Below are 23,117 nucleotides of genomic sequence, written 5' to 3' on the forward strand. Positions count from 1 at the left end.
CGAGCGGGATTTTTTATGACATTTTAATTATATTTATTTAATCCAGCCCATTCGAATTAAAGGCGAAAATAACCAATAATGAATACCCAAAATAAAGTTCATGATTTGATTCTCATATTTCCACCACAATGGTAATCCAGCTAAATTTACTGTTATTGCCATCAGAAACGCACCCAGCATATCAATCGGAAAATGCACACCGACATAAACACGCGACCACGCTACCAGCCAAGCTGTCCAGATTAGAATTCTTCCCAAGTCTCGCTGCGGTGAAAAATAATAGGCGAAGGCAATCCCACTAAAAATACTCATATGGTTGCTGGGAAAAGAACCAGTCGGTGCATGTTCAATCAGGGTGCGACCAACATCCATCACAAACGGGCGTGGGGTATTGAGTACCGCAGACAATACTTCACTCATCAATAATGTAATAGCTGTAAAGATGAAGGCTTTAATAATCCCTGTTTTTACTTGGTAACTACCACGGAACCAGGCAATAGCAAAAATCAGCAAAAAAAGATAAACCAGGTCATGCGCAATCAGGGAGGCATAGTTGATTATCCAGATCGAGGCTTGATCAGGTACATTGAGAACATGAAACAGGGAAAGGTTTAGTTGATCAAGAGACATGAGCAGAGAAGACTGGAATAAATGTCCGTTACTCTAAACCGGTCAAACCTCAATTCCTACCTGAGTTTGTATGAATTTGTAGCCTCGCTTTTTAAAGAATATTCACATGATAAAAAACCACTCAAAAGAGTGGTTCTTAAAAGTCCGAATAATATAATGAAGTCTTATTTAAACTGAATAGCCCCATTCGCGCTGACCGTCATTTGCGATTCACCCGCCGCAACTTCCTGCTCAGGAACCGCCATATCAGCCGATGCAGATTTCATCATGGCCATACGCGGTACTGGCTGTGGTGAATAATTGTTAGTATTCAGGTTTAAGTTCACCAGTTGATAACTCGGTTTGTTCCAGGTCTGGGTGAGTGCCTGTGCGCGTTGCTGGAAGTTTTTGGTGGCTTCAATCATCAGCTCGCTTTCAACTTTTTTACGCTTTTCATCTGATACTTTAAAGTTAATCGACTGGGTCTGGAAGTGCTGTTGTAATTCGGCAATCAGTTGAGACGTTGCTTTAAAATCTTTCGATTCCAGACGAATCTGGGCACGACCACGCCATTCTTTCAATTTACGGTTGTCATTGTCATAAATAGGATAAGTGCTTTGTGCGCCCGTCTCGATTTTCACAGTAGGATATTTGCGTGCTGTGGCGATCGCCTGATTCATCAGCTGGTTAATTTGAGTGGCTAGTTCAGCCGGCTGTTTGTTGGATTTTTCAATATAAAGCACAGCATGCATTTCATCATTTGAGATTTCACGGCTAGCCTCTGCTGAAAGATTAACAACATTATAATTCAGAGATTCAGCAGGAGCTGCAAATGCGCCTGTGGCGAGGGTGCTGGCAAGGATCAAACTGGTAAGTGCTAAGAGACGCATGAAATTGTCCTGTTTTTCTTAAAATTGGCCATCTAAGCCGTTGTTAAAATATTAAATCTCAATTGTGATCTTTTTACGAAATATTTGTCGTAAGAGTGTTAAATTCTCTTTAATTTTATCTCATTATTTAATTTATATTTATTTTTAATAATTAAATACTTAATGAATAATTTTAAGATTGATTACCGGAATGTCGCCTGCGCTACAAAAAAGCATAAAAGAACACGCTTTTCTTTCTGCTGTCACACTGTAAGATGATGATTTAGGGGATGGATTAGCATGATGTTTTTTTTCGATAAAGATTAGGACAAAATGTGACTGAAAGTTGTTTATTTTCCTGAAAAATTCGGTATCATCCGCCTCCTAGTTATTCGAATACAAAACTGCTAGCTAGAACCTTTATAAAGCGCCGAGTCAAAGGACCAAACGTCACCAGACTTATTTCTTTCACCCATATCAGAGATGGTAATTCGATATGAGCGTTACTTCTGTAAACCCTGCCACCAATTCCACAAACGAATACTACTTGACTCGCCAAAGTCAGATGGAATCGAATGTGCGTAGTTATCCACGTAAATTACCGTTAGCGATAGCGAAAGCACAAGGTTGCTGGGTTACCGATGTTGAAGGTACTGAGTACCTTGATTGTTTAGCTGGGGCAGGGACGTTGGCTTTAGGCCATAATCATCCTGCAGTCATTCAAAGTATCCAAGATACGATTGCAAGCGGTTTACCATTGCATACGTTGGATCTTACTACTCCTTTAAAAGATGCTTTTACTGAAGCACTTCTTTCTTATCTTCCAGGTGGCCAAGAAGAATACTGCTTGCAGTTCTGTGGTCCATCGGGTGCAGATGCAACCGAAGCCGCGATTAAACTGGCAAAAACCTTTACTGGTCGTAGCTCAGTGATCAGCTTTTCTGGCGGCTACCACGGTATGACCCACGGTGCATTGGCAATGACAGGTAACCTATCTGCGAAAAATGCAGTGAACGGTTTGATGCCGGGTGTACAGTTCATGCCGTATCCGCATGAATACCGTTGCCCATTGGGTCTTGGTGGTGAAGCCGGTGTTGATGCTTTAACTTATTTCTTTGAAAACTTCATTGAAGATGTCGAAAGTGGTGTGACCAAACCTGCAGCTGTAATTCTTGAAGCGATTCAAGGTGAAGGCGGTGTGGTAACGGCGCCAGTAAAATGGTTGCAAAAAATCCGTGAAGTGACTGAAAAACACAACATCGTATTGATTCTTGATGAAGTTCAGGCTGGTTTTGCACGTTCAGGCAAAATGTTTGCATTCGAACACGCAGGTATCGAACCTGATGTTGTAGTGATGTCTAAAGCCGTAGGTGGTAGCTTACCGCTTGCCGTACTTGGTATTAAACGTAAGTTTGATGCTTGGCAGCCAGCAGGTCATACCGGTACTTTCCGTGGTAACCAATTGGCGATGGGTACAGGTCTTGCAACGATCAATACCATTAAAGAACAGAACCTGGCTCAAAATGCACAAGAGCGTGGTGATTTCCTGCAAGCTGAACTTAAAAAACTGGCTACTGAATTCCCGTGTATCGGTAACGTGCGTGGCCGTGGTCTGATGATCGGCGTTGAAATCGTAGATGAGCGCAAAGATGCGGATCATATGGGTTCTTTACCTGCTGATGGTCAGTTGGCTGCAGCGATCCAAACCGCTTGTTTCAACAATAAATTATTGCTTGAGAAAGGTGGTCGTAACGGTACAGTGATTCGTTTACTTTGCCCGTTGATCATTACTCAAGACGAATGTGTTGAAGTGATTGCTCGTTTCAAAAAATCGGTTGCTGAAGCACTAGTTGCAGTTCGAGGCGCATAATTCATGGTAGATTTCGCAGAACATCGTAAAGCGTTACTCTGCAATGATGCTGCATCCATTGCTGACTATCAGGCTGGCATGGACCAAGCGACCAAAGCGGTTGCGGCATGGTTGCAAAACGACAAAATGTACACTGGCGGCAGCATTAACGAGCTACGCAGTGCGATTGCATTTAATCCTTCAAAAGAAGGTTTGGGTGTAGAAAAATCTCTTGAGCGTATGGTTGAGCTATTCCTCAACAAGAGCTTAAAAGTACATCATCCACATTCACTTGCGCATCTTCACTGTCCAACGATGGTGACTAGCCAGATCGCGGAAGTGCTGATTAACGCAACTAACCAGTCAATGGACTCATGGGATCAAAGCCCGGCCGGTTCATTGATGGAAGTTCAGTTAATTGACTGGTTACGTCAAAAAGTGGGCTATGGTGCAGGTCAGGCCGGTGTATTCACTTCTGGTGGGACACAGTCTAACTTGATGGGCGTATTGCTGGCGCGTGATGCTTGCATTGCGAAAAACTGGAAAGACGAAAACGGTAATCCGTGGTCGGTTCAGCGCGATGGTATTCCTGCGGATGCGATGCATAATGTCAAAGTCATCTGTTCTGAAAATGCACATTTCTCTGTGCAAAAGAACATGGCGATGATGGGCATGGGCTTCCAGTCAGTGGTCACTGTTCCTGTGAATGAAAATGCACAGATGGACGTAGACGCGCTGGAAAAAACCATGACGCACCTTCAGTCTGAAGGCAAGATAGTGGCATGTGTGGTAGCGACTGCGGGTACAACGGATGCTGGCGCGATTGATCCATTGAAAGCAATTCGTGAAATCACCAATAAATATGGCGCGTGGATGCACATCGATGCGGCATGGGGTGGTGCACTGATTCTATCCAATGACTATCGTTCTATGCTGGACGGGATTGAGCTGTCGGATTCGATCACGCTTGATTTCCATAAGCATTATTTCCAAACCATTTCTTGTGGCGCGTTCCTGCTGAAAGATGAAGCGAATTACCGTTTCATGCATTATGAAGCAGAGTATCTGAACTCCGCTTATGATGAAGAGCATGGCGTTCCTAACCTGGTATCGAAGTCACTACAAACGACGCGTCGTTTTGATGCATTGAAATTGTGGATGACTGTAGAAGCATTAGGTGAAGAGCTTTATGGTTCGATGATCGATCATGGTGTAGGCTTAACACGTGATGTGGCAGACTACATTAAAGCAACTGACGGTTTAGAGCTTCTGCTTGAGCCTCAATTTGCCTCTGTACTGTTCCGTGTGGTTCCAGCGGGTTATCCGGTTGAATTACTCGATACGCTTAACCAAAACGTAGCAGACGAACTGTTTGCACGTGGTGAAGCGAACATTGGTGTAACGAAAGTTGGTCAGGTTCAGTCTCTGAAAATGACCACTTTAAGCCCAGTTGCAACACTTGATAACGTGAAGAACTTGCTGGCGCTAGTGCTTGCAGAAGCGGATCGTATCAAAGATTCAATCGCTGACGGTACTTATACGCCACCCATTGCATAAGTGATGGTGGTGTGAAAAAAGGAGATCGAAATGATCTCCTTTTTTGTGCGCTTAAAAATAAAAAAAGGTCCTTTCCCAGATCGAAATTCCTCACAAAAACACGGAAGGTCTGAATCCCGTTTGGCCTGTTATTTATTTGTCATAGGCTTATGTAAAACTGGGGAGCAGGATTTATCCTGAGTTCAGGTTTATAAAAATTGTTACATGTCATTGGTCTAAAATTTTTTATTGAAGTGAATGACATAAAGAACTTAATCATTGAAATCCATACAAATTTAATCAAGAAAAAGCCGCTAGATTAAAAATCACTAAATCGTAATAAAGCTGTAACTTATCTGTCATATTCTAAAATCAAAATGCAGGTATCGAAAGAAGTACAAAACTGAATAAAAAGTGGTGTACTCCAAATTTGCATAAATGAGAGAGATACTAGAATGCGCTTTACAAATATAGCTTTAGCATTAGCAGTAACCGGGGCAACTGCTGTAACGACTGCACACGCAGCACGTGACACCATCCAAATTGCAGGTTCTTCAACTGTACTTCCATATGCCAGTATCGTGGCAGAAGAATTCGGTAATACTTTTCCACAGTTTAAAACACCAGTTGTCGGTTCTGGCGGTTCTTCAGGTGGTTTAAAACAGTTCTGTAATGGCGTGGGTGATAATACGATTGATATCGCAAACTCTTCGCGTCAAATTAAATCTACAGAGTTGGCAGAATGTAAAAAGAATGGCGTTAACCAAGTCCTAGAAATCAAAATTGGTTATGACGGTATTGTATTTGCATCGAATGCTAACAAAGCGGCTTATAAATTGCGTCCACAACATGTCTTCGCTGCACTTGCTGCACAACTTCCATCAAATGGAAAAATGGTCGCTAACCCGTACACGCGTTGGAACCAAATTGACAAAGCACTTCCGAATGAACCTATCACCCTGGTAATTCCTGCGTCGAATCATGGTACGCGCGAAGTCTTCCAGGAGAAAATGGTGGATGCAGGTTGTGAAACGTATGCTGCAATTAAGTCTCTAGACAAAGATGCTAAGAAAAAAGCTTGTACAACATTCCGTAAAGATGGCCGTGTGGTTGAGATTGCCGGTGACTATACCGAAACATTAGCACGTTTAAAAACTTCTCCAAGTGCGGTAGGTGTGTTTGGCCTAGGTTTCTATGACCAGAACCGTGACCGTCTACGTGTTGCTACGGTGAACAATGTAGCGCCTTCTGAAAAGACCATCTTGAATGGTGCTTATCCGGTATCACGCCCATTGTTCTTCTACGTAAAAGGCGAGCACTTGAAATCGATCAAAGGCTTACCGCAGTTCACAGAATACTTCCTGAACAAGAAAGTATCTGGCAAAGGCTCTAAGCTGGAAAAAGCAGGTCTGATTTCAATGTCTGATAAAGAACGTACAGCAGTCCTGGCAAATTTCAAGGCTGGTAAAGCGGTTGTTGTGAAGTAATAAATGATTTTGAAAACGCTGGTGGTAGGGTCAACCTACCATCGGCTTTTTGCGATAAACAAGTTTTTTCAAACCATGAAAATTGAAAAAACAGTGGAGAATACATGAATCTGCTACTTATAGGTGTGTTATTGGCCATCATGGCCATAGCCTATCAAATCGGATTAAGTAAAAGCCGTAGCTTAGCAGGTAAGGGAAGCAATTCTGCAAACTTACACTCGCGTCCCGGATATTATGGTGCCCTGGTTGCACTATGGTGTGGTATCCCTGCGTTTTTAATTTTGATTGTTTGGAATATGGTGGAACCCACTTTTCTGGAGCAGGTGGTACTCAACCATTTGCCAGAAAATGTTTCGGCCAGTCTGGATCCGGCAAGTTTGAGCGTTGTGATTGATCGCGTTCAGGCACTTGCCTCAGGTTTCGGGGTCAGTGATACACCGGCAGCCTATGAAGTTGCAGCTGCGGAACAGTTGGCGAAATTCTCGACCATTGGTACCTTTGCCAAATTGGCAGTCGTGATTTCGGCGGCGCTGGCTGGTCTGGTCTGGGCCAAGAAACATATTAGCCAAGAATTCCGTGCGCGTAACCAAGTCGAAAAAATGATTAATATCGGCCTGGCATTGTGTTCAGGTGTGGCGATTCTGACCACTCTCGGGATTGTGATGTCGATGTTTGGCGAGGCGATGCATTTCTTCAGCTTCGTTAGCCCACTGGATTTCTTCTTTGGTACCCAATGGAACCCAGGGTTTAGCACCTCTGGCAGTGCTGAAGGCAGTTATGGTTTATTGCCACTGCTCTGGGGCACGCTCATGGTCAGCGGGATCGCGCTTCTGGTCGCGGTTCCAGTAGGCCTGATGATTGCGATCTATCTGGCAGAATACGCTTCACCGCGATTCCGCTCTTGGGCAAAACCTACAATTGAAGTGTTGGCGGGTATTCCTACGATTGTCTATGGTGTCTTTGCCTTGATGATCATCGGTCCATTCCTTAAAAGCATGGGTGCCCTGGTCGGACTCGAAATTAATGCGACCAGTGCGCTGACTGCCGGTCTGGTGATGGGCATCATGATTATCCCGTTCGTGTCTTCTTTGTCAGACGACATCATCACTCAGGTGCCGCGTGCCTTACGTGATGGTTCTTTGGGATTGGGTGCGACTAAATCTGAAACGATCCGTCAGGTGGTTTTACCGGCAGCCTTGCCGGGTATTATCGGTGCATTCCTGTTGGCAGCGTCACGTGCAATTGGTGAAACCATGATCGTGGTTCTTGCAGCCGGGAACAGCCCGCAGTTGCATGCCAATCCGCTTGAAGCCGTATCTACGGTCACGATTACCATCGTGAATCAGTTAACTGGCGATACTGATTTTGCTAGTCCGCAAGCATTGGTGGCTTTTGCACTAGGATTGACGCTATTCGTCATTACCTTAGGTTTGAACATTGTTGCACTGATCATCGTGCGTAAATATCGTGAGCAATACGACTAATGAGTACTTCAAATACAACGCCTGTGGATCAGCGTATTGATCCATCCATCGCCGCCGAGCTGCGTAAAAAGCGTAAGAAGACCATTCAAAGCTCTTTGGCACGACGTCATCGTAAAGAAAAAACCTTCCGTTTATTTGGTTTCTCTGCGGTACTGGCAGGTCTGTTCTTTGTGGTATTGCTGTTCGGGAGTATTTTATCCAAAGGTTTGCCTGCATTCTGGCAAAGCAGCATGAGTTTGCCGATTCATTTCGATCCAGCCATTGTGGATATTGGTCCAAAACCGAAGCCAGCAGCAGGAGAATCTCCAGCACAGTTTGAAGATCGCTTTATCGCGTGGCAGACCGAAGTCGGAATGGTGGATTGGGATGCGTTGATTATCAACGGCATGATCGCCAAAGACAGCAAGCTGGAAAGCCAGCGTGATGAACTGGGTTCTTTATATACCAGTTCTGAGGCGTACCGCTTGCGAGACATGGTCATGAATGATCCAAGTCTGGTCGGTCAAAGCAAGGAAGTGAAAATTCTGGCGGATGCCAATGTCGATGTCTGGCTAGCGGGAAATATTGACCGTGATCTTCCAGATGAACAGCAGCAGCTCAGTCCTGAAGTACGCCAAGTGGCGGACGAGATGAAAGCCTCTGGTGTGATTGAAAACAGTTTCAATACCAATATTTTCACCAGTCCTGACTCGCGCAGCTCACCAGCAACTTCTGGCTTGGCAGGTGCCTTCATGGGCTCGCTGTTCATGATGATGATTGTGATCTTTATCTCGATTCCAATCGGGGTGGCCTCCGCGATCTACCTGGAAGAATTTGCTCCGAAAAACTGGATTACCGATGTGGTCGAAGTCAATATCAACAACCTGGCAGCCGTACCATCGATTGTCTTCGGTCTATTGGGTGCAGCGATCTTCATTGGCTGGATGCATTTGCCACTGTCAGCCCCATTGGTGGGTGGTCTGGTACTGAGTCTGATGACCTTACCAACGGTGATCATCACCACACGCGCATCACTTAAAGCGGTTCCACCTTCGATTCGTCAGGCAGCTTTGGGCCTCGGTGCTTCCCGCATCCAGACAGTATTTCATCACGTCTTGCCTTTGGCTTTGCCGGGTATTTTGACGGGCGCAATCATTGGGGTCGCACAGGCTTTGGGTGAAACTGCACCATTGTTATTAATCGGGATGAGTGCTTTTGTTGCTAGCGTTCCAGCCACACCATTTGATCAGTCAACGGCTTTACCGGTGCAGATTTTCTTATGGCAAGGCAATGAATTACGTAACTTCTTTGAAGGGCGTACCGCAGCAGCAATTATTGTACTTCTGGCCATGATGATCAGCTTGAACAGTCTGGCCATCTGGTTACGTAAGAAATTTGAAGTCCGTTGGTAATAGGGGCAGAATCATGAACACAACTGTTATTCAAAATTCCTTAAAAAAGGATCAAATCGTGAATCCACAACAGACACAATTCACCTCGGATGAGGCGACTCAAAAGCCGGCAACTCCGTTTGTTTCCCAGTTCGATACGCAAAGCAGCAGCAAAAAAGATGCGAAGTCGACGAATGTGAAACTTAGTACTTCTGATGTGCATGTGTACTATGGTGAAGCGGAAGCGATTAAAGGCATTGACCTGAACATTTATGAAAATGAAGTGATTGCTTTTATTGGGCCATCAGGCTGTGGTAAATCGACCTTTCTGCGTACCTTAAACCGCATGAACGATACCATTGATAGCTGCCGTGTGACCGGTAAAGTCATGCTGGACAATCAGGATATCTATGATCCAAACCTAGATGTGGTCTTGCTACGTGCACAGGTTGGTATGGTGTTCCAGAAGCCGAACCCATTTCCAAAATCAATCTTCGATAATGTCTCCTATGGCCCAAAACTGCATGGTTTGGCGCGTGACAAGTACGATCTTGAAGAAATTGTCGAAGGCAGCTTGCGCAAAGCCGGTCTGTGGGAAGAAGTGAAAGATCGTTTGAACCAGCCGGGAACAGGTTTGTCAGGTGGTCAGCAGCAACGTCTGTGTATCGCGCGTACGATTGCAGTCAGTCCAGAAGTCATTTTGATGGATGAACCGTGTTCGGCACTTGATCCCATTGCAACCGCCAAAGTGGAAGAGCTGATTTCTGAGCTATCTACGCAATATACCATCGCGATCGTAACGCACTCTATGCAACAGGCAGCACGTGTATCGGATCGTACTGCGTATTTCCATTTGGGGGATCTGATTGAAGTCAACTCGACCGAAAAAGTCTTTACCCAGCCAGATCATCAGTTGACTGAAGCCTATATTACCGGGCGTTTCGGTTAATCCCATATCTAGAATAAGAGCCGCAAGGCTCTTTTTTTATAGGTGAAATAGATGGTGATAATCGTAATAATTCTCGAAATAAAGTTGAAAAAAACCGAAATTGACCTAATCTAAAGGAATAAATCCGAATTAAATAGAGAATAGATTTTTTATGTTATTTCATACTCCGAAACTGTCCGCTGAAATCCGTATTAGTCATCTCAATGCGCGTATCAATGAACAACGAAAAAAAATAGCGCAAACTACTGGCTCTAAACTGGAACTTTTACAGTTATCACAACAACTGTCAAAAGAAGCGCGTGCGCGTAAGAAAACCAATCAAAAAATCTATGTACTCGATTTTAAAGGCGATATGGCGGCTTCTGCGGTAGAAGGCTTGCGTGAAGAAATTACCTTGATTCTGGCCACAGCCAAAGCCGGTCGTGACCGTGTGGTAGTGCGTCTGGAAAGTCCGGGCGGCATGGTTCATGGTTATGGACTTGCAGCAGCTCAACTGGTACGTTTACGCGAGGCAGGTTTTCATCTGACCATCTGTGTCGATAAAGTGGCGGCCAGTGGCGGTTATATGATGGCGTGTATCGCCAATGAAATTATTTCTGCACCATTCGCGATTGTCGGTTCAATTGGTGTGGTTGCTCAAGTCCCCAACTTTAACCGCCTGCTGAAAGACAATAAAATCGACTTTGAACTCTATACCGCAGGACAGTACAAACGTACCGTGACTATGTTTGGTGAAAATACCGAAGAGGGTAAGGCCAAGTTTGAAGAAGAATTACAGCAAACACATGCTTTATTCAAACATTTCGTTGAAAAGTATCGCCCACAGCTGAATATTGAAAAAGTGGCCACTGGTGAGCATTGGTATGGTCGGGATGCGCTAGATCTAAATCTGGTGGATAAACTGCAAACCTCAGATGAATACCTGCTCAACTTGTTGCCCCAACATGATATCTATTCCATCCAGACCCGCAAGAAACCAACTTTGGGTGAAAAGCTGGGCCTGCAAGCAGCGCAAATTGCTGATTCACTGGTACCCACTGTCATGAATAAAGTCATGGAAAGCTTAAGCAAAGCCAATGCAAACTTGGTACAAATGCGTGATCCAAAACTTTAATTCAGTTGATCTTGAATGAATTTTAAAGCTCACTTCGGTGAGCTTTTTTATTTTTTGAAATCATATTGTTATGATATAAGTGGAGTACTCTGATTGAGTCTAGGCTCATATGCTCACGTTTATTTTGTTGCTTGGTTTTTTTAGTATCGTATTTATTCCGATGTTATGTATGCTTTATTCTGAAGCAAAATTAACTCAGGATAATTCTAAGAAGGTTTTGTTTTGGCTGAGTTTTCTACCCGGCGTTTGTATCTTTCTGCTGTATAGCTTTCTAAAGCCCAATGATCCACCTGTTATTCCATCGAAGGAATGTGGTGTTGTGCAGTTTTATCAGATGCATAAAGTTCGAGGTGGTAATGAATTTGAACGTGTGAGTATTCGCTTTGATGGCGCTCAATATAGTCGGCATTTATTTTTCGATAAGCATCTGGATAAAATTCCTCAAGGCCAAAAGGCCTGTTTTGAATATCTAGATAAGTTCAAATATCCACATTTGTCAGAATCTAAGTTTGTTCAATGGATTGAACCGAATGAAATGTAAACCATCATTGAAACTAATCAGATAATATAAAGCATATTTCATTGTTAGAGCAGAAACATGGCTATAGCTGAAGCATTTCTTGCGACGCAAAATTGTTATTTTAATTATGAATTTGAAGAACTTTATTTAGAGGATGATTTTCCTGAGGAGTTATCTGTGTCACTGCGTGGCATGATGTTCCGTCATGAGATTCAATATCCTGATGCAACCTATTTCATTTATTACAGTGAGATGTTGACGGGGAATGAACTGCAAAAAATGAAAGATGATTGGATGCGATATTGCCCACATTCATAATTGAAAAATATGAATGTAATTAAATGCGTGATCCAAAACTTTAATTCAGCTATTAGATTGTGATTTTAAAAGCTCACTTCGATGAGCTTTTTTGATTTTTCGGTATCAATTGCAGCCCGCCTGTTATCGCCGCGCCAATCGTAGCAAGCAAGATGTCTTTGTGTGCATCCCACATATCACCTTGTTGTCCATTATAGTTTTCCGCTTCCTCAGGAGATAAACCAATGGCAATCAGCCATTCCAGCCATTCATAGAGCATGCTGCTGGCCACCACAAACTGAATCACCAGTAGGAAAATGACCACGGGTTTTTGCTGCGGCAACCAGACCTGAAACAGGCGATGGAAAACTGGATAAAGTAATAATCCGTAGGCCAGATGGACAAATCGGTCGAACATATTGCGTGACCAGTGCATGGCTTCATTCAGATTAAAGCCAAAAATCTGTTCGATCCACTGGTTATAGGGCACATAAGAATACAGATAGTGCGCAGCAATCACATGAACAATCAGAAAAAGAATATATAAATTAAAATTTAAAAAATTCAGCCCGATTTTATACAGGCAGATGAGCAGCATGATGATCATGAAAACTGTGCCTGCTTGATGCAAGAGATAAGCTTCCAGTTCTAAAGGACGAATACTGGCAAGCAAACTCGCCAGAATTAAAATGCCCAGGCTCGCGTAATGTTTGGCAGAAAGTCGATGTTCAATCATGTCGTTATTATGAAATATCTTTTTTAAAATAAAATACATTATAAATAAAAAGGCGAAGCCTGAGCTTCGCCTTTTCGTCTTATTGCAAATTAGATTTTTGCAATCAGCTCAGCTACCTGTTTAGCTTGATCAGCAGCATTACCTGTATATGATGCAGGTGTCATTTCCGCTAAACGCGCACGGTCAGCAGCAGGAACAGCTTCTAACTCGTTACCGTTTACGAAATCTACCATCATGTCGCGAGTCATGGCTTGACCACGAGTCAGGGCTTTTAGTTTTTCGTATGGTTTTTCAACGTTGTAACGACGCATTACAGTTTGAATTGGTTCAGCCAATACTTCTTGGGCATTATCCAAATCTTCATTGATACGCGCAGCATTCAATTCCAGTTTACCAATACCTTTAGAGCAAGCTTCAAAAGCAATTAAGCTTTGCGCAAAACCAACACCCATGTTACGAAGCACCGTAGAGTCAGTCAGGTCACGCTGCCAGCGAGAAATAGGCAGTTTTTCGCCAAGGTGTGCAAGTACAGCATTGGCAATACCCAAGTTACCTTCAGAGTTTTCAAAGTCAATTGGGTTAACTTTGTGTGGCATGGTTGAAGAACCAACTTCGCCTTCTTTTAGTTTTTGCTTGAAGAAACCAAGAGAGATATAGCCCCAAATGTCACGGTTAAAATCGATCAGAATAGTGTTGAAACGACGTAGCGCATCAAACAGTTCAGCCATATAGTCATGTGGCTCGATTTGAGTGGTGTACGGGTTGAAGTCTAGACCCAAAGACTCTACAAATGCTTGTGAGTGCGCAGGCCAGTTGATGTCTGGGTAAGCAGAGTAGTGCGCATTGTAGTTACCTACTGCACCATTGATTTTGCCCAGTAGCTCAACATTTTTGAACTGTTTGATTTGGCGTGCGAGGCGGTAAGCCACGTTCGCCATTTCTTTACCCAAAGTTGTCGGGCTTGCAGTTTGACCATGAGTACGAGACAACATTGGCTGGTCTGCATGCTTTTCAGAAAGCGCAACGATTGAATCGATGATTTGCTGCATAGATGCAACCAGTACATCACGACCGCTTTTCAGCATCAAGGCATGTGACAGGTTGTTAATATCTTCAGACGTACATGCAAAGTGAATGAATTCACCGGCATTTTTAAGTTCTTCGATACCAGCGATTTTTTCTTTCAGGAAATACTCAACCGCTTTAACGTCGTGGTTAGTGGTGCGTTCGATCTCTTTGATGCGATTGGCATCATCTTCAGAAAAATCGCTCACAATCGCATCAAGCGCTGCATTAGTTTCGCCTGAAAACGCCGGTACTTCAGTAATTTCCGGGTGGTTTGCAAGCGCTTGTAACCAACGCACTTCAACAGTCACACGAGCATGGATTAAACCAAACTCAGAAAGAAAAGGACGTAGAGCATCACATTTGCTCGCGTAACGTCCATCTAATGGAGAAAGTGCAGTTAAAGCGTTCATATCGATTCCTTAGATTTTGGAATTAAACGTAAAACGAAACACGTGCAGCATCAGTTAAACCACCTGAAACTGTAAACGCGCTAGATTCTGAATATCTTGTAGCAACTTGCGCTTGCCAAATACCATGCCCCAAGAGCTGCCACCGAGCTGACGCCACAAGTGCGCCATTTGCAAACCGGTAAATAAGGACGCACGAATACGGTTGGTGTGTCCGGCATCTTTAAAGGCTTCAGCATTACCACGTACCATAATGCGCGGATTAATCTGTCCGGCCGTATCGACATAGGTTTGAGCGAGATTGGCAATGATGCTGGGGTGCAGGTAATTATTATCAAAGAAAGAAAGCTGTCTGAGAATTTTCTGTTGGGACTGTTCAATAATTTCAACAAATTTGGGATTGCTATAGACCTTCTTTTCTAACTGAAGAAGTGCCATTGCATAGCTCATGGGAAGTTTGGTGCTGGAAAATTTTGGAATTCTGGATTTTGGAGAAGTATTGAAGGGTTGAATAATGCTGCTTTCTAATGTTTTTAAACCTAAGGAAATATCAGCCAGTTGATTAAAAAAGTCTAGGGTCTGGGCATTTTGATTACTGCCGGGACGGATATTAAGACTGGCTCTAATCAACTGTTCAAAATAAAAGTTACCACTTTCACCAATGCTTTGCTGACCTGTCAATGCTGTCATATGGGTCAGCTGGGTGGCCTGAAACACACCCGCTAATGCCAAAGCACGATTTTGACGAGTATTCAACGTTGTGGCTGGTTGAAATGGTAACTCCGTCATGCCGAATTCATCCTTTTATAAAATCAGGTTTAGGTGCATTGGTATGATGAATCACACCACCCCCTAAACAAACTTCACCTGAATAGAACACCACGCTTTGACCCGGGGTCACTGCACGTTGAGGTTCATCAAACTCAACACGAACACCATTCGGTGATTCTGAATCTTGATACACAGTACATGCTTGATCAGTCTGACGGTAACGGGTTTTGGCCGTACAGCGGAAGCCTGTTTCAGGAATATCCTGCTCACCTGCGACCCAGTCAATCGCTTCACTCCAAAGTGTAGTACTTTGCATGAGTGGGTGTTCATGGCCTTGACCGACCACCAGACGATTGCCTTCGATATCTTTATGCAATACGAACCAGGCACCTTCAGCAACGCCCTTCATACCGCCAATACCAATACCACCGCGTTGACCGAGCGTATAGTACATTAAGCCGTGATGATCACCAACCTCTTTACCGTCTTCCAGCACGATTTTTCCGGGTTGAGCGGGTAAATATTGCTTCAAGAAGTCATTAAAACGACGTTCACCAATGAAACAGATCCCGGTCGAGTCTTTTTTCTTGGCAGTAACCAGATCTAATTCTTCTGCAATTTTACGGACTTGTGGCTTTTCAATTTCACCAACAGGGAACAGGGTCTTATTAATTTCACGACCATGGACAGCATGCAGGAAATAAGTCTGGTCTTTGTTATTGTCCACACCACGCAATAAAGGTGCATATTCTTCACCACGTGAGTTGGTCATGGTTTCACCACGACGGCAGTAATGGCCTGTGGCAATAAAGTCTGCACCCAAGTTAATCGCGTGATCTAAGAAGGCACGGAATTTAATTTCTTTATTACATAAAATGTCTGGGTTTGGCGTACGGCCAGCCGCATATTCCGCCAGGAAATGCTCGAATACGCGATCCCAATATTCCATGGCAAAGTTTGCGGTATGCAGTTTAATCCCGATTTTGTCGCAAACGGCTTGTGCATCGGCAAGGTCATCCATCGCCGTGCAATATTCTGTGCCGTCATCTTCTTCCCAGTTTTTCATGAAAAGACCTTCAACCTGATAACCTTGTTGAAGTAAAAGGGCAGCAGAAACAGATGAATCTACACCACCTGACATACCGACGATGACACGTTGTTGCATAGGATTAGGCATCCAAATTTGAAATTAAGGGAGAATTTTGGTGCTCGTAAATGAGCGATAAAGGATATTTTTGACCTGAAAGCGCATCTTGCACGGCTTTAATCACCAATGGACTACGCGCGCGAGCAGATTCAATCAGTTCATCAAGCGTCATCCAGACTGCGCCGATAATATCTGTATCTAAAGTGGCATTTGGGTCATAGTCAATGGATTTGGCCAAGAAACAGAAACGGTAATAAGTACGATCCGGGAACATCGGTGGAGTATAGGTATATATACCTAATAAGTGTTTTACTTCCACCCTATGACCTGTTTCTTCCATGGTTTCACGAATTGCGGCTTCAATAATGGTTTCACCGCATTCAACATGACCTGCTGGCTGATTAAATACCGTGTGTGTCACACCTTCTGTATGTTCTTCTACAAACAGGAATTTTCCGTCTTTTTCAACGACAGTTGCGACAGTGACATGAGCAGTCCAAGCGGTCATAAAGCAGCACCATGGAAAAGGATGCACTATTGTATAAAATTTTAGGGTGTGTGGCTATGATGAAATTTTCCGAAAACTATAGTTTTAAACTTTCCTTCAAATTCATTGTTATGATTATATAGAAAGTCAATTTGACTTTCAGGAATTGGATGTTGGCATATTTCTAGACATGAGTAATATTTGATTGTATTCAGGGAAAGTTCACGTCTTTTTTGTCTAATTTCAACTTTATTTTCATCATAATGTGAAATAAGTGTTTCGAAGTTTTTTACGGGTACTTCTTGTATTTGTAAATATAAGTTATTTAAATGTACTTCAAAATAATTTATATTTTCCTTGAGTATGACGGCAGCCTCTAAAGCATTTCTGAGATCATTTTTATCGAGTTGAATGTTATATTGTACCTTCCAAGAAATAAAACCAATGATGGCAACTATAGGTGTTATTACATAAGCAGTGGTTGTAATAATTGTGTTAATTCCAGTCATACTGAAGCTACAAGATAAAGATTGTCCTTGACACACTGCTATGTACTGAAAAAATCCACATATGAATAAAATTATTATGTAGGTGAGTAGATAAAATCCCACATATTTTTCAATTTCTTTAAACATAAATATTCATATAGAGATAGATTTAATTTATTGTATCTAACGATCAAAAAATTTGGCAATTAAAACAGTTATTTATAATTCTCAGAAACTTTTACATAATTATGTGCAGAATACGGCAAGAACGCCATTTCTTTTTCAGTGAGCGGACGTGCTTTTTTTGCCGGGCTACCAACATAGAGCCAGCCACTTTCCAAAACTTTACCCGGTGGAACTAGCGTACCTGCACCAATCATCACATCATTCGGAATGATGACATCATCCAGAATAATGCTGTTAATCCCAATTAGTACACGATTACCAATCGTACAACCATGCAATGTCACATGATGGCCAATCGTGACATCTTCACCAATGATCAAAGGCGAACCATTCGGTTTATCGGCTTTTTTATGACTGACATGCAACATGGCATGATCCTGAACATTCGAATTTTTACCAATCCGGATTGAATTAACATCACCACGAATCACGGCAAAAGGCCAGACAGAAACATTTTCAGCCAAGACCACATCGCCGACCACGATTCCCATCGGATCGATATAACACGATTTATCAATTTCTGGAGTCGTGTCTAAATAAGAACGAATGTTTTGGCTCATGGTGATCTGCTCATTAAAAGTTTAAGGATCATGTGCATAGTATAAAATAAAAAGCACCCATCTGAATGAGTGCTTTGGTCTTAGTCCGGGACTAAAACAGTTTATTTAAACTTAGAACAAGTTTGAGAAGAACTGTTTAATGTGGTCGAGCATACGTGCGAAGAAACCAGCTTCTTCAACCGCGTTTAAAGCCACCAATGGTTTTTCTGAAATTACTTTACCATCCAGAGTCGCTACGTATTTACCTACGACCTGACCAGGCTGTAAAGGTGCAGTCAGTTTAGGTTGAACTACCAGCTGGGTTTTAATCGCATTAGCCTGACCTTTTGGCATGGTCACGTTAAAGTTTTCAGCAAGACCGATCTGAACTTCATCTTCCTTACCAAACCAGACTTTGGCTTTGGCAAGTACCTGTTTAGCAGGTTGAACATTTTTGGTTTCGAAGTTTGCATAACCCCAAGCCAGCAATTCACGTGTTTGTGTCGCACGTTCCTGCATGGTTGGTGCACCAAAAATCACTGAAATCAGACGCGTAGGACCGCGTTTTGATGAGGTGGTCAGACAATAACCAGCTTCATCAGTGTGGCCAGTTTTTAAACCATCTACACTCGGATCAGTATATAGCAGGGCATTACGGTTACCTTGCTTGATGCCATTAAAGGTAAATTCTTTTTCCGCATAAATCGGATAATACTTAGAACTGTCTTTAATGATGTGTTGTGCCAGCGTTGCCATATCTTTGGCAGTTGAATAATGACCTTCAGCTGGCATACCGGTTGAATTGATAAAGCTGGTATTGGTCATGCCAATACGTTTAGCTTCCTGGTTCATCATATGTGCAAAGGTACCCTCGTTCCCTGCAATATGTTCAGCCATGGCTTTCGATGCATCATTCCCTGATTGAATAATAATCCCGCGAAGCATTTCAAGTGCAGTTGCCGTACCATTTAAAGGTACATACATACATGATTCCGCGCTACTGCCGCGACACCATGCTGACTCGTTCATGCGCACTTGTTCATCTTCAGTGAGTTCACCGCTCAATAGTTTTTGTTCGATGATGTAGCTGGTCATCATCTTGGTCATTGAAGCAGGGGCTAATTTTTCATTTTCATTTTTTGAAGCGAGAAGTTGCCCTGTCTCGTAGTCCATTAGCACATAGGATTTATTATTCAATTCTGGTGGTGCAGATAGGACAGTTGCTGCAAAGCTAAAACTAGGAACTAATAATAATGCAGCAAGGGCAGTTTTTTGGGTCATTTCTAGTGGGTTCCTATATCTTGATGTAAGCACGAAGAGCCTAGCATTTTAGGACAAAGCTAGGCTGACTTCTATGGGAAACCCGGTCTTATTTCAAAAGTATTGTAAGTTATCGGCAGAAAAGCAGCTTAATTGTTATAGGTGGTTAATTCATTACAAATCACCTGATTTTTTTTCTTGCCGGCTTTCTTGGCATCCGATTGTGCTTCGGACAGAATATTGCGGAAATCGTTCTGTTTAGCCATCTGGTTTAAGCTTTCAACCGGATTACGCTGGCCCGGCATATACTCAGTCACCAGCTTGGTATAACCCTGATTAAACTGTGACTTGTCTTTGACCATGCTTGGACAGATTTCTGAAAGAACATAAATGGCTGCCAGTTCCTGTTTGGTCACTTGCTGAGTTGGGGTAACATTAATGTTTTCATCGGCTGCAAATGCAGAAGTTCCCAAAAGAGTGGCGGCAGAAATTGCGCAGAATGTTAAAGCTTGGAATATTGGATTTTTCATTGAAAACTCAAAAAGAAGATTTAGAACAATAATTTGCCTAGCTTAAACTTATTTTTGAAATTGAAAAGTGGGAAAATGTAGCGAAGCTGTAGAATTATGAATAAATCTGTAAGAGAAAATAAGACGATGTTTACACCGTCTTATTTGAAAATTTAGCTGGCTTAGCCTTGGTAGTTTAGCATTTCTTCACAGACAGTTTTCTGCTCGTCTGAGCTGGTTTGCTTTGCACCCTGACGTGCTTCTTCAAGTAAAGATTTATATTCACTGTCTGCCTGTAGCTTTTGATAGCTCATGCCTTTATCTGAGTAGTCTGCAAGATAAGACTGGATCAATTGTTCAACGGTGCTGTTAAATTTTGGATTTTGACCAATGATTGCCGGGCAAACTTCAGCCATAACCTGTGCTGATGCAATATCTTCTTTTACAATGGTATTGTTTTCTTCAACAGTCAGATCGTTTGCCATAACTGAAGGGGAAATAAATGCTGCCAAGCTTAAAGTGAGAGCGCTAAATAAAGAGAATTTTTTAATCATCTTGAGCCACATATTATAAAGATGGATGTCGAGCAATAAATATATATAATTCCTGCACTAATACAATGAAATGTCCTAGTCAGTCATTTTTTAGCGTAACGAGATTTTTTAGTGAATATTTTAGTTTCAAATGATGATGGGGTGTTTGCACCCGGTATTCAGGCTTTGGCGCAAGCGCTAAAGCCTTTGGGGCGAGTGGTGATTGTGGCACCGGAAAGTGAACGCAGTGGCTTTTCTAGTGCCTTAACTTTGGACCGCCCTTTACGCCCAATCCAGATTTCTCCTGATGTCTGGGCGGTTAATGGGACGCCGGCAGATTGCGTTTACTTGGCTATGAACGGGCTATTTGATTTTGAATTTGACCTGGTGGTTAGCGGGATAAATAGCGGCGCAAATCTGGGAGATGATATCTTGTATTCCGGTACAGTCGGGGCGGCCTTTGAAGGTCGTTTAACTAAACATCCTGCGATTGCCGTATCACTGAGTGGGCCGAATGTACGTGGCTATCAGCAGCCTCAGGATTATCAGTTGGCCGCCGAATGGGTGCATGATTTTATTGCTCGTGGTTTGCCTGTTCTGCCTGAGCGACATATTTTTAATATCAATATTCCAGATGTAACTGAATTGCAGGGTGAAAAAGTGACATATCAAAGTCGCCGCCGTCAGTCTAAACCGGTGACGAGTCATATAGATCCGCGTGGTCGTCAGGTATTCTGGATTGGACTCTCAGGAGAAGCAGTCGCAGACCCTAAGCCAGGATTTAACGAAATTGATTCGGACTTCTCTGCGGTCGCCAATGGCTATGTCAGTATTACCCCGATTCAGATGGATGCTACCAATTATGAGAGTCTGCGGAATTTACAAACACAATTGGCAGAAAATGCGTCCTTAGTGTTATAACTTTGTGAAAAACTCGCGATTGCAAGTATATTGCCGTAAAACTTTGCTAATCTTAACGGAATTTTGCAACCGTATAGCATTAGAGAGGAAGATAATGTTCTTGGTGTTACCGAAATGTGTCGTAGCTTCGCCTACAACCCTGATTAAAACCCTCGTTTTATCGACCGTTGTTATTTCTACAGGAGTAATTACCGGTTGTGCCACCAAACCCCAGGTGAATAATGCAACGCGTTATGCAACAGCTCCTGATTTCTATACGGTGCGTTCAGGAGATACATTGAGTGGGATTGCAGCACGTTATGGACTGAACTATATCAGTGTCGCAGAGATGAATGATATCAGTGCGCCGTACCGGATTTATGTCGGACAATCGATCCGCCTGAAAACCCATACTACGCGCCGTAGCACCAGCACCCAAGCAGTGACTCAGGCAGCGCCAATCCAGCGTCAAACAATTGCAGTGCCTACACCGGCACCGGTGACACCAGCAACGACAGTACAAACCACACCACGCGTCAGTACATCTGCACCTGTAACGCCAGTATCTACTGCAGCAGGTCTACGTTGGGTAAAACCATCGAATGGCGCGATTCTTCAGCAATACAATTTAGCTTCTAATATCAAGGGCACCCGCTATAGTGGCAATGTCGGTGATCCGGTATTTGCAGCAGCAGACGGGCAGGTGGTGTATGCCGCTGATGGCCTGAAAGAATATGGCAATCTGGTGTTGGTAAAGCATATCAATGGCTATATCACCGCTTATGCACATAACAGTAAATTGAATGTGAAAAGTGGCCAAAATGTAACGGCTGGTCAAAAAATTGCAGAAATGGGATCAACTGGTACAAACCGTACCATGCTTGAGTTTCAGGTGCGCTTAGACGGCAAACCTATTAATCCTACTGCAGTTTTACCAAACAATTAAATAAATAATGCAAAGTGTAAATTTCGCCGTATAATACAATAAGTTGCTTTTATCAAATGATGAAGCACCTCATAAGTTTAGAGGGAAATTTATGTTAGATCAACTTCGAGCAATGGGTGTCTTTGCTTGCGTTGTGGAGAAGAACTCGTTTAGCGGTGCTGCCCGTGAATTAGGGATTACGACCAGCGCCGTCAGTCAACAAATTCGCTCGTTAGAACACGATATGGAAGTCGTACTTCTAAATCGTTCGACGAGAAAATTAAGTCTGACCGAAGCGGGACAAGCTTTTTTCCATAGCTGTCAAGAAATGTTATCTGCTGCTGAGCGCGGTAAAGTCCGGATCAATGAGTTACGTGATGATCTCGTGGGTGAGCTGCGTATCGTTTCTTTGCCAGAATTATGCGCGAATCATGTGATTCCTGCACTTTCTCATTGGATAGCTGCACATCGCGGCTTGGCAGTACATTTAGAAACAAACAATCATGAGGTTGATTTGTTGGATGGGCGGGTTGATATCGCCCTAAGATTTGAACAGAAAAATGATGAGCATAATCTTCAGGTTGTGCCATTGATGCAGATTGAGCAAATTCTGGTGGCGACACCGAGTTATATTAATCAAAGCACCATTATTTCGAAACCTGATGATCTTAAAAATCATGAGGTCTTGCCTTTAACGCATCTTAAAAACCATCAGTATTATCATTTCCAACATGTGAATACTGCAGAAAAAGCCGAGTTTGAACTGAAATCCCGTTTCAGTACCAATAACGGTTTGGTTGCAAAATCGATGTGCTTGCAGGGTAATGGGATTGCCAAGGTTTTATATCTTGATGCTAAAAAGGATTTGCTTAACGGTACTTTAGTTGAAGTTCTGCCTGAATGGAGACTGCCATCGATTACACTGTATGCGGTTATTCCGAAACGTGAACAACAACCGACAAAAATTCTTCGTTGTCTTGATACCCTGAAACAATATTTTAGCCAGATCTCTGGCGGACGTATGTTACAAAACGCATCATAGAGTACAGAATAATAAAAAAGCCGCTTTAGAGCGGC

General features: G+C 43.0%; 24 protein-coding genes. 12 read left to right on the forward strand and 12 right to left on the reverse strand.

What is annotated here, in order from left to right; all coding sequences use genetic code 11:
- Positions 1-33: 33 nt before the first annotated feature.
- A complete protein-coding gene (locus F995_RS08910; RefSeq protein ID WP_004646520.1) occupies positions 34-630 on the reverse strand; it encodes a phosphatase PAP2 family protein in 597 nt (198 codons plus the stop codon).
- 164 nt (positions 631-794) lie between these two features.
- Positions 795-1,499, reverse strand: coding sequence for an SIMPL domain-containing protein (locus F995_RS08915; RefSeq protein WP_004646521.1), 705 nt, complete (start codon positions 1,497-1,499; stop codon positions 795-797).
- Between the two features lie 475 nt (positions 1,500-1,974).
- Here F995_RS08915 and F995_RS08920 point away from each other — a divergent pair, with 475 nt between their 5' ends.
- The 9 genes from F995_RS08920 (at position 1,975) to F995_RS08960 (ending at position 12,105) form a co-directional block, all read left to right on the forward strand.
- Complete coding sequence (locus tag F995_RS08920) at positions 1,975-3,348, forward strand: diaminobutyrate--2-oxoglutarate transaminase (protein ID WP_004646522.1); 1,374 nt, start codon at positions 1,975-1,977, stop codon at positions 3,346-3,348.
- 3 nt (positions 3,349-3,351) lie between these two features.
- Entirely contained in the window at positions 3,352-4,884 is a 1,533-nt protein-coding gene (locus F995_RS08925; RefSeq protein WP_004646523.1) for a pyridoxal phosphate-dependent decarboxylase family protein, read from the forward strand.
- 434 nt (positions 4,885-5,318) lie between these two features.
- A complete protein-coding gene (locus F995_RS08930) occupies positions 5,319-6,350 on the forward strand; it encodes a substrate-binding domain-containing protein (RefSeq protein ID WP_004646524.1) in 1,032 nt (343 codons plus the stop codon).
- A gap of 104 nt (positions 6,351-6,454) precedes the next feature.
- Positions 6,455-7,834, forward strand: coding sequence for a phosphate ABC transporter permease subunit PstC (pstC, locus tag F995_RS08935; RefSeq protein WP_004646525.1), 1,380 nt, complete (start codon positions 6,455-6,457; stop codon positions 7,832-7,834).
- Positions 7,834-9,225, forward strand: a complete 1,392-nt coding sequence (gene pstA / locus F995_RS08940; RefSeq protein WP_004646526.1) for a phosphate ABC transporter permease PstA — start codon at positions 7,834-7,836, stop codon at positions 9,223-9,225. The genes pstC and pstA overlap by 1 nt, the downstream gene beginning before the upstream one ends.
- 13 nt (positions 9,226-9,238) lie before the next feature.
- On the forward strand, positions 9,239-10,153 hold the full coding sequence (gene pstB, locus F995_RS08945) for a phosphate ABC transporter ATP-binding protein PstB (RefSeq protein ID WP_004279716.1): 915 nt from the start codon (positions 9,239-9,241) through the stop codon (positions 10,151-10,153).
- 151 nt (positions 10,154-10,304) lie between these two features.
- Positions 10,305-11,267: a protease SohB gene (gene sohB / locus F995_RS08950; RefSeq protein WP_004646527.1), complete on the forward strand. Its 963-nt coding sequence runs from the start codon at positions 10,305-10,307 to the stop codon at positions 11,265-11,267.
- Positions 11,268-11,376: 109 nt separating this feature from the next.
- A complete protein-coding gene (locus F995_RS08955) occupies positions 11,377-11,808 on the forward strand; it encodes a hypothetical protein (RefSeq protein WP_004279718.1) in 432 nt (143 codons plus the stop codon).
- A gap of 57 nt (positions 11,809-11,865) precedes the next feature.
- Entirely contained in the window at positions 11,866-12,105 is a 240-nt protein-coding gene (locus F995_RS08960; protein WP_004646529.1) for a hypothetical protein, read from the forward strand.
- Positions 12,106-12,178: 73 nt separating this feature from the next.
- On the opposite strand, the gene F995_RS08965 is transcribed toward F995_RS08960, so the two are convergent.
- The 10 genes from F995_RS08965 to F995_RS09010 all read right to left on the reverse strand — a co-directional run bounded on the left by F995_RS08965 (position 12,179) and on the right by F995_RS09010 (position 20,236).
- On the reverse strand, positions 12,179-12,820 hold the full coding sequence (locus F995_RS08965) for a DUF2238 domain-containing protein (RefSeq protein WP_004646530.1): 642 nt from the start codon (positions 12,818-12,820) through the stop codon (positions 12,179-12,181).
- Between the two features lie 89 nt (positions 12,821-12,909).
- The gene (purB, locus tag F995_RS08970) at positions 12,910-14,298 is read right to left on the reverse strand and encodes an adenylosuccinate lyase (RefSeq protein WP_004646531.1); all 1,389 of its coding nucleotides are present in this window, start codon (positions 14,296-14,298) and stop codon (positions 12,910-12,912) included.
- A gap of 54 nt (positions 14,299-14,352) precedes the next feature.
- Entirely contained in the window at positions 14,353-15,084 is a 732-nt protein-coding gene (gene hflD, locus F995_RS08975; RefSeq protein WP_004646532.1) for a high frequency lysogenization protein HflD, read from the reverse strand.
- 7 nt (positions 15,085-15,091) lie between these two features.
- Positions 15,092-16,231, reverse strand: a complete 1,140-nt coding sequence (gene mnmA, locus F995_RS08980; protein WP_004646533.1) for a tRNA 2-thiouridine(34) synthase MnmA — start codon at positions 16,229-16,231, stop codon at positions 15,092-15,094.
- A gap of 4 nt (positions 16,232-16,235) precedes the next feature.
- Positions 16,236-16,721 carry an NUDIX hydrolase gene (locus tag F995_RS08985; protein WP_004646534.1) on the reverse strand — a complete coding sequence of 162 codons (486 nt, stop codon included), beginning with the start codon at positions 16,719-16,721 and terminating at the stop codon, positions 16,236-16,238.
- A 41-nt stretch (positions 16,722-16,762) separates the two neighbouring features.
- Complete coding sequence (locus tag F995_RS08990; RefSeq protein ID WP_004646535.1) at positions 16,763-17,335, reverse strand: hypothetical protein; 573 nt, start codon at positions 17,333-17,335, stop codon at positions 16,763-16,765.
- Positions 17,336-17,403: 68 nt separating this feature from the next.
- Positions 17,404-17,934 (reverse strand): gamma carbonic anhydrase family protein, encoded by a 531-nt coding sequence (locus F995_RS08995; RefSeq protein ID WP_004646536.1) that lies wholly within the window; start codon positions 17,932-17,934, stop codon positions 17,404-17,406.
- A gap of 111 nt (positions 17,935-18,045) precedes the next feature.
- Complete coding sequence (dacC, locus tag F995_RS09000; RefSeq protein ID WP_004646537.1) at positions 18,046-19,194, reverse strand: D-alanyl-D-alanine carboxypeptidase PBP5/6; 1,149 nt, start codon at positions 19,192-19,194, stop codon at positions 18,046-18,048.
- 128 nt (positions 19,195-19,322) lie between these two features.
- Positions 19,323-19,703 carry an MCR_0457 family protein gene (locus F995_RS09005; protein WP_004646539.1) on the reverse strand — a complete coding sequence of 127 codons (381 nt, stop codon included), beginning with the start codon at positions 19,701-19,703 and terminating at the stop codon, positions 19,323-19,325.
- A gap of 161 nt (positions 19,704-19,864) precedes the next feature.
- A complete protein-coding gene (locus tag F995_RS09010) occupies positions 19,865-20,236 on the reverse strand; it encodes an MCR_0457 family protein (protein ID WP_004279733.1) in 372 nt (123 codons plus the stop codon).
- Between the two features lie 111 nt (positions 20,237-20,347).
- On the opposite strand from F995_RS09010, the gene surE reads away from it, so the two are divergent.
- The 3 genes from surE (at position 20,348) to F995_RS09025 (ending at position 23,082) form a co-directional block, all read left to right on the forward strand.
- The gene (surE, locus tag F995_RS09015; RefSeq protein WP_004279734.1) at positions 20,348-21,136 is read left to right on the forward strand and encodes a 5'/3'-nucleotidase SurE; all 789 of its coding nucleotides are present in this window, start codon (positions 20,348-20,350) and stop codon (positions 21,134-21,136) included.
- Between the two features lie 94 nt (positions 21,137-21,230).
- Complete coding sequence (locus tag F995_RS09020; protein WP_004646540.1) at positions 21,231-22,061, forward strand: peptidoglycan DD-metalloendopeptidase family protein; 831 nt, start codon at positions 21,231-21,233, stop codon at positions 22,059-22,061.
- Positions 22,062-22,152: 91 nt separating this feature from the next.
- Complete coding sequence (locus F995_RS09025) at positions 22,153-23,082, forward strand: LysR family transcriptional regulator (RefSeq protein ID WP_004279736.1); 930 nt, start codon at positions 22,153-22,155, stop codon at positions 23,080-23,082.
- The last annotated feature ends 35 nt before the right edge of the window (positions 23,083-23,117 follow it).

Source organism: Acinetobacter sp. CIP A162, from assembly GCF_000367905.1.
GTDB lineage: Bacteria > Pseudomonadota > Gammaproteobacteria > Pseudomonadales > Moraxellaceae > Acinetobacter > Acinetobacter lwoffii.